This window comes from Parasphingorhabdus sp. (assembly GCF_039982395.1).
GTDB lineage: Bacteria > Pseudomonadota > Alphaproteobacteria > Sphingomonadales > Sphingomonadaceae > Parasphingorhabdus.
This window is the reverse complement of the sequence record NZ_JBDWYO010000001.1, coordinates 1110320-1117127: the sequence shown is the minus strand read 5'-3', so window position 1 is coordinate 1117127 and position 6808 is coordinate 1110320. Positions and strand designations below refer to the sequence as shown.

Genomic DNA, 6808 nt, shown 5'->3' with positions numbered 1-6808 from the left:
GCCGGTCTCATAAGGCTCGATATGAATGTCCGAGGCACCCTGTCTTGCTGCCTCTGCAATAATCCCGTTGATCAGTCTGATGGTCGGCGCGTCGTCCGCGCTGTCCAGCAGATCTTCGGCGCTGGGAATGTCGCCGGCTATGTCATCCAGCCCTTCCCCCGCCAGCGCCATATCACCACCAATGTTCTGGGCCATGGCTGCAGCACTGCCGTCCATCGCATAGTGAGCGCTCAGTAGCTTTTCGAACGCCGGGCCGTCGACCAGCTCCACGTCAAAAGGCAGTGCCAGATAGCGCCGCACCTCCAGCAAGGCAGATGGATCAGAACCCGCACGCATCGCCAAGGATGCCCGGCCACCTTCCATCGCGCACAGCAACAGGCCATGGTCACGGGCATAGGCATAGGGGAGGTCTTTGGCAGCCGTTGACATGGCGGGCCCGTCATCCGCTTCGGAAACAACCGCTTCTGTTCCCCGCGCGATCTCCATCACGGATTCCCGCTGGTCTCGCTCGCCGGCAGCGGTGTCTTCTCTATCATTCCGCTGTCGCGCACCGCGGGGACGTCGCCTGGCGCATAGATGATCCGGTCATCCGGTCGCGCGGCGGCCGACGGCGGTGTGGTCCCGAGATAGTCACGCACCAGCGCGTCAATCGACGGTTCCTGATCCGGGTTGCGGGTGAGCTGACGTTCTCGCACATAGCCATAGCGCGCTGCAGAGAAGCGCCGCGCATCATTCGGGTCCTTGAGGATCGTCGGACGAATGAAGACCATCAAATTGGTCTTGACCCGCGACCGACCACGCGATTTGAACAGCTCGCCAATGATTGGAATATCTCCCAGAAATGGAATCTTCTGGATGGTGCGGCGCTCATTGTCGTCGAGCAGTCCGCCCAGCGCGATAATCTCGCCATCACCGACTGTCACCGTCGTGTTGATTTCGCGCTTGTTGATGATGAGCTCGTTAAAGTCGTCGGAAACCGGCCCAGCGATCGAACTGACCTGCTGGCGCAATTCCATCCGCACTTCGTTGCCGGCATTGATTTGCGGCGTCACTTCCAGTTCGATCCCGACATTCTGCCGCTGGATCGTGCGGAAAGCATTGTCGAAATTGTTCGAGAGCGCCTCGCCGGTCGAAACCGGAATTTCCTGCCCGAACAGGATGCTGCCTTTGAGATTATTGTTCACGGTCAGCGACGGCGTCGAGAGCACATTGCTGTCCGTGTCCGACTGGATCGCATTGATGATCGCGCCCAGCACGGCGCCGCCGCCAAGGCTGGTCGCAAAGCCAGTGAAGCCGCCGCGCGCGCCAAGCACGGCATCTGCTGCATTCTGGCGCAGAGCATCGCCCACCGAACTGTTGGTGGTGGTCGTGGTTGCCGTTGTGGTTGTGGTTGTGGTCGTTGTATCAAACTGATCCGCCAGCAGACCGCCCGCGACATCGACGATATTGGGAGACGCGTTGGAGAAATTGGTCACCGCAAAAGGGACATCTTCTCCGCCCACCAACCATTGTACGCCCAGTTCACGGGCCAGGGATTCCGAGATTTCCACGATGATCGCTTCGACGACGACCTGCTCTTGCCGTGTATCGAGCTGACGGATCAATTCACCGATCATCCGCTGTACGTCGGGATTGGCGGCGACAATGATCGCGTTGGTTCCTTCCAGACGGGTGACAATCGCGGGACCACGATTGGCGATGCCATTGCCACTGTTGCTCGCCGGAGCGCCGCTCGCGCCTTCGCTATTGCTAGCCGCGGCAACCGTTGCAGCGCCGCCGCTGGTTCCCTTGCTGCCGAGCAAATTCTCGATCACCGGCATCAGATGTTCGGCATTGGCGTAATCCAGCCGGTGCACGCGTATTTCGGTTCCCGACTCCGCGCGCTGATCGAGCTCCCGCGCCATCTGCGCAAAGCGCGAAACCGCGCCGGGGTCGCCACGCAGAGCGATGCTGTTGCTGCTGTCAATCGGCACCACGGTAACCGGTGCGCGGACACCTTCGCCGCCGCCTTGCGATGCGAGCGCCTGCAGCGAAGTGGCAATTTCCCGAGCGCCGGCGTTTTTCAGATTGATGATAGTGCTGGCCGCACTATCCCGGTCAATTTCCCCGACCAGACGCCGGATCCGGCGAATATTGTCTGCATAGTCAACGATCACCAGACTGTTGGCATTGCGGTTGGTGGTGATTGATCCCTGTTTGCTGACCAAGGGGCGCAATGTTTCCAGCGCCTCGGCTGCAACTATTGATTTCAACCGCACAACCTCTGTCACCAGCTGATTGGCCGCCGCACCGCTGGACCCGATGCGGGTCGGTTGCGAAGCCGCACCATCGGCAGGCTGGATGCGATAGGCACCGCGGGCGGAAGGAATCGCGACCAGATTGTTGGCCCGCAGGGTCGATAGGAAAATCTCGAAATATTCTGAACGGCTGAGCGGACGGTCAGTGACCACCGAAACCTTGCCCTGCACCCGGCTGTCGAGAATGAAGGTACGACCCGTGACCCGCGCCGCATCCTGAACGAAAGCGCGGATATCGGCATCGCGGACATTCAACGTGTGCTGGGCGGATACCGGCGCCGCCCAAAGACTGGCACACAGAGCAAGGACCGCGATGATCCGGGCGATTATACTACGCATTACTGGACTCCCAGATTGACGGCGATCGGAACGGTTTCGGCACCGCGTTCAACTTCGACAGACAGGCGCGCGCCGGGTTTGATCTGGCTCTTCAAAACATCAATATCGCCCATAGAGCCCACCGGACTTCCGTTGATCGACACGATGATATCTCCATTGCGGAAACCCGCAGTTTTGAACAATGCACCATCGCCCAGAGGAGCGATTACAACGCCAGTCACCCGACCTTGATCATTGCGCGGCGCCAGCGAAGCGACCCCCGGAATTTCATTCTTGCCTGCGGTCAGAGCCGCAGGCGCAACAGGATCGTCTGTGCCCACCGTCTGCGCAGGAATGGACTGATCGAGATAGAGACTCTCGCGAACGCCGCCGCGATCGATGACCACATGATCAAATGCGACGCTGTTCAAGGTGACGCCCGCCATTATTTCTTCGCCGATCGCATAGCTTTCCTGCACGCCATCCGGACCGGACAGGATTGCCGAACCAAGACCCGATGCCTCGTTCATGCGAATTCCAAAGAGCGTGAGCTGCAAGGACGTCACGACATTGGCGCTTTGTGCAGCATCGCTGCGGAAAAACGGATCGAAGCTGCTAAACAGGGTCAGGCGAGATTGCGGTGACATGATTTCCACATCATTGACGCGATAATCACCAACCGGACCCAGCGGCGTAACGACCAACCAAACCAGCCGTATCGCTTGAACCACCAACAAAACGGCCAAGCAGAGGAACAGAACAGGATAAAGACCCTGCTGGCTGAACCAGCGGGTCACATTACCCAAAATACCCGAAAAGCTATTACTCACGAATCCCCACAAGCTTGCATCCCGGTCGCGCTATAGCGTTTTCACGACCTTTCGACGACTCATTGATGACAAAAAGATTACAAGTCTAATCGCTTTGGCAACAGGCTATCAAGGCAATTTCATGTTCAGCAGAGCGCCGAGTTCATCAAGCGCCTGCCGCTCTGCAGACACTTTGATCGCCGCCATGCCGAGACCAGCCGCCGGTTTGCAGTTGATCCCGAGATCATCGAGATAGATGCATTCCGCCGGTTCGACATTCAATGCCTCGCACATCATCTCGTAGATGCGCGGATCGGGCTTGCGAACGCCGGCCTTGCTGCTTTCAATGATATGGTCAAACCGCAGCATAACCGCTTTGACCGCAGCGGCTTTCTCATCATCCATCGCCATGCCCGCGCCTTTGCCAGCCGGCACATTGTTGGTGATGCAGGAAATGGCGAACCCTTCGGCCTTTAGCCGGTCCAGCGTGGCCACCATATCGGGCCGCACGTCGCCCGCAAGAACCGCCAGCACATCGGCGCCGCGCAATTCCAGACCAAGGGCCTTGGCTTCTTGGGCAAAGGCTTCATCAAAGCCCGCGCCATCCAGCTCTGCCCGCTCGAACTTCGCCCAGGCGTTGTCGTCCGGATTGGCGCTGTTGATCCGGCGCACACTGTCCTTGGGCACGCCCTTTTCCGCTTCCAGCCGGTTAAACGCTTCAAAGGGCGACGAGGTAATGACCCCGCCAAAGTCGAAAATTACTGTGGTGAATTTCATTTGTTCAAATATTCCAATTTCATTCCGGGCCGTTTCCAGCGGGTTTTTACGAGTTTTCCTGTTGCGGACAGACATATCCAGGCGTCCATCATATCATCGCCACCAAAGCAGATATTGGTGGTGAAAATATCCGGCGTGGCGACAAATTCGACGAGCTCACCTTCCGGGGAGATCACGCTGATTCCGCTTTCACCGATCGTGGCGACACAGATATTGCCGCATTCTTCCATCGCCAGACTGTCGAAGAATTTATAACCGGAAGGGCGATAGAGCGGAATGCCCGGGCCGCCAGGGCCGGCATCCGGGGCGACTTTACCGGGCGCTATGATGTTGAATTTCATCAGGCGGCAGGTGAAGGTCTCGGCCGCGTAAAGCGTCTTGCCATCAGGTGAGATGCCGATGCCGTTGGGATTTTGCGACGGGAAGATCACTTCTTCCAGATGGCTGCCGTCGGCCTTGGCATAGAAGATACCGACAATGTCGTGGCTGCGCTTTTCATAATCGGTTTTGCCATGATCGGTGAACCAGAAGCCGCCGTGGCTATCGAACTGGATATCATTGGGGCCGCGCAAGGTGCAGCCAAAATCTCCGTCATTATAAAGGGTTTCGACTTCACCCGTATCGGGATCAACCCGCTGGATACTGCCACCGATATAATCCTTGGCAATACCGGCAGGGGTCAGGAAACCATTTTGATCCTGATATTCAAAACCGCCATTGTTGCAGATATAGATTTTACCATCGGGACCCAGAGCCGCGCCATTGGGACCGCCACCGGTTTTCGCAATCACGTGTTGGCTGCCGTCGGGCAAGATGCGGGTTAGCTGCTTCGCCTCGATCTCGACCAATATGACGCTGCCATCGGGCATCGCAATCGGCCCTTCGGGAAAGCGCAGCCCTTCGGTGACTATTTCCATGAATATTTCCTCTCAAACTCTGTCACAGTCATTGCGGGAATTCGGCGACAAGTCTAGTAACAAGACAGATGGTTTCAGGAGCAACTATGTCAGGCGAATATCCCAAGAAATTGCAACTTCATATCGATGGTGAATGGATTGATGGCGCAGACCGTGCCATTCATCAGGTCATCAATCCGGCAACGGGAGAAGCCATTTCAGACCTGCCGAAAGCGACCAAGGCGGATCTTGACCGGGCGTTGAACGCAGCCGACCGCGCCTTTCCGATCTGGCGCGACACAGCGGTGGGCGAGCGCGCCGCCATTCTCCACAAAGCCGCAGACCTGATGCGCGAACGGGCGCCCGAGATTGGTCGTCTGATGACCGCGGAACAAGGCAAGCCGCTCGCACAGGCCATTGGTGAAGTCACGGCTTCTGCCAGTCATTTCGATATCATGGCTGAGGAAGCCAAGCGCTGTTACGGCCGCGTTCTCGTGCGTCCTGCGGGTCAGAATAGTTTGGTGAAATATCAACCGGTCGGACCGGTTGCGGCGTTCAGCCCGTGGAATTTTCCTGTGTTCACACCCGTACGCAAGCTGGCCCCCGCGATTGCCGCAGGCTGCTCGATCATCCTCAAGCCTGCCGAAGAAACCCCGGCCAGTCCGATTGAAATGGTCCGCTGCCTGCTCGATGCCGGCCTCCCCTCCGGTGTGGCTCAAGTCGTCTTTGGCGATCCGGCAGAAGTCTCAAGCCATCTCATTGCCTCGCCGGTCATCCGCAAAGTCAGCTTCACCGGATCGGTGCCGGTCGGCAAACATTTGATGAAGCTCGCCGCAGAAGGCATGAAGCGCACAACGATGGAACTGGGCGGCCACGCGCCGGTGCTGGTTTTCGACGATTGCGATATTGAACAGGCGCTCGATCTGACGGCCATGCAAAAATATCGCAACGCCGGACAGGTCTGCGTTTCGCCGACTCGCTTCTATGTGCAGTCCGGGATCTATGACCGGTTCGTCAAAGGCTTTACCGAACGCGCCGCCAAAGTTGCAGTCGGGGACGGCTTCGGTGACGGAATTGAAATGGGGCCCCTTGCCAATCCCCGCCGCCCGAGCGCTATGGGCGCGATGATAGAGGACGCCCGGACCAAGGGCGCGGATGTGCAGCTCGGCGGCGAAAGGCGCGGAGATGACGGGTTTTTCTTTGATCCCACCGTTTTGTCCCACGTTCCGCTCGACGCGACTATCATGAACGACGAGCCTTTCGGCCCGGTCGCCGTGATGCGGCCCTTTGACACGCTGGACGAAGCGATCGAACAGGCCAACCGTCTGCCGCTCGGTCTGGCGGCTTATGCCTTCACCAACAACCTGCACACCGCAAACATGGTCGGCGACAAGATCGAGGCCGGGATGGTGGCGATCAACAATCTGACCGTCAGTCCGGGCGACGCGCCCTTTGGTGGCGTGAAGGAAAGCGGTCATGGATCGGAAGACGGACCGGACGGGCTCAAAGCCTATATGGTGACCAAAGCGATCCATCAGGCTTGAGCAGTTGGCGCTTCGCATCAGCTCTTTCCCTGAATACCCTGCGTCGTCCGCAACCGCGACAGCATTAAAAATGACTCGCACGAAGACACGAAGGCGCAAAGCAGATTTGGGGACATGTTTCCTTCGTGGCTTTGTGTCTTCGTGCGAGTCCTATAAACCAATGGCGC

General features: G+C 58.1%; 5 protein-coding genes and 1 pseudogene. 1 reads left to right on the top strand and 5 read right to left on the bottom strand.

The features are described from left to right. From ABJV08_RS05630 to ABJV08_RS05610, 5 genes and pseudogenes are all read right to left on the bottom strand, one after another. Nucleotides 1-486: pseudogene (locus tag ABJV08_RS05630) on the bottom strand (type II secretion system protein GspE); the annotation flags it as partial. Continuing rightward, on the bottom strand, nt 486-2636 hold the full coding sequence (gene gspD / locus ABJV08_RS05625) for a type II secretion system secretin GspD (protein WP_348037645.1): 2151 nt from the start codon (nt 2634-2636) through the stop codon (nt 486-488). The pseudogene ABJV08_RS05630 and the gene gspD, both read right to left, overlap by 1 nt. Next, nucleotides 2636-3445 (bottom strand): type II secretion system protein N, encoded by an 810-nt coding sequence (locus ABJV08_RS05620; protein ID WP_348037643.1) that lies wholly within the window; start codon nt 3443-3445, stop codon nt 2636-2638. Before ABJV08_RS05620 ends, gspD begins: the two co-directional genes overlap by 1 nt. A 108-nt stretch (nt 3446-3553) precedes the next feature. Next, the gene (locus ABJV08_RS05615; protein ID WP_348037641.1) at nt 3554-4201 is read right to left on the bottom strand and encodes an HAD-IA family hydrolase; all 648 of its coding nucleotides are present in this window, start codon (nt 4199-4201) and stop codon (nt 3554-3556) included. After that, nucleotides 4198-5118, bottom strand: coding sequence for an SMP-30/gluconolactonase/LRE family protein (locus tag ABJV08_RS05610; protein WP_348037639.1), 921 nt, complete (start codon nt 5116-5118; stop codon nt 4198-4200). The genes ABJV08_RS05615 and ABJV08_RS05610 overlap by 4 nt, the downstream gene beginning before the upstream one ends. Nucleotides 5119-5204: 86 nt before the next feature. Here ABJV08_RS05610 and ABJV08_RS05605 point away from each other — a divergent pair, with 86 nt between their 5' ends. After that, nucleotides 5205-6641 (top strand): NAD-dependent succinate-semialdehyde dehydrogenase, encoded by a 1437-nt coding sequence (locus tag ABJV08_RS05605; RefSeq protein ID WP_348037637.1) that lies wholly within the window; start codon nt 5205-5207, stop codon nt 6639-6641. Nucleotides 6642-6808: the final 167 nt, after the last annotated feature.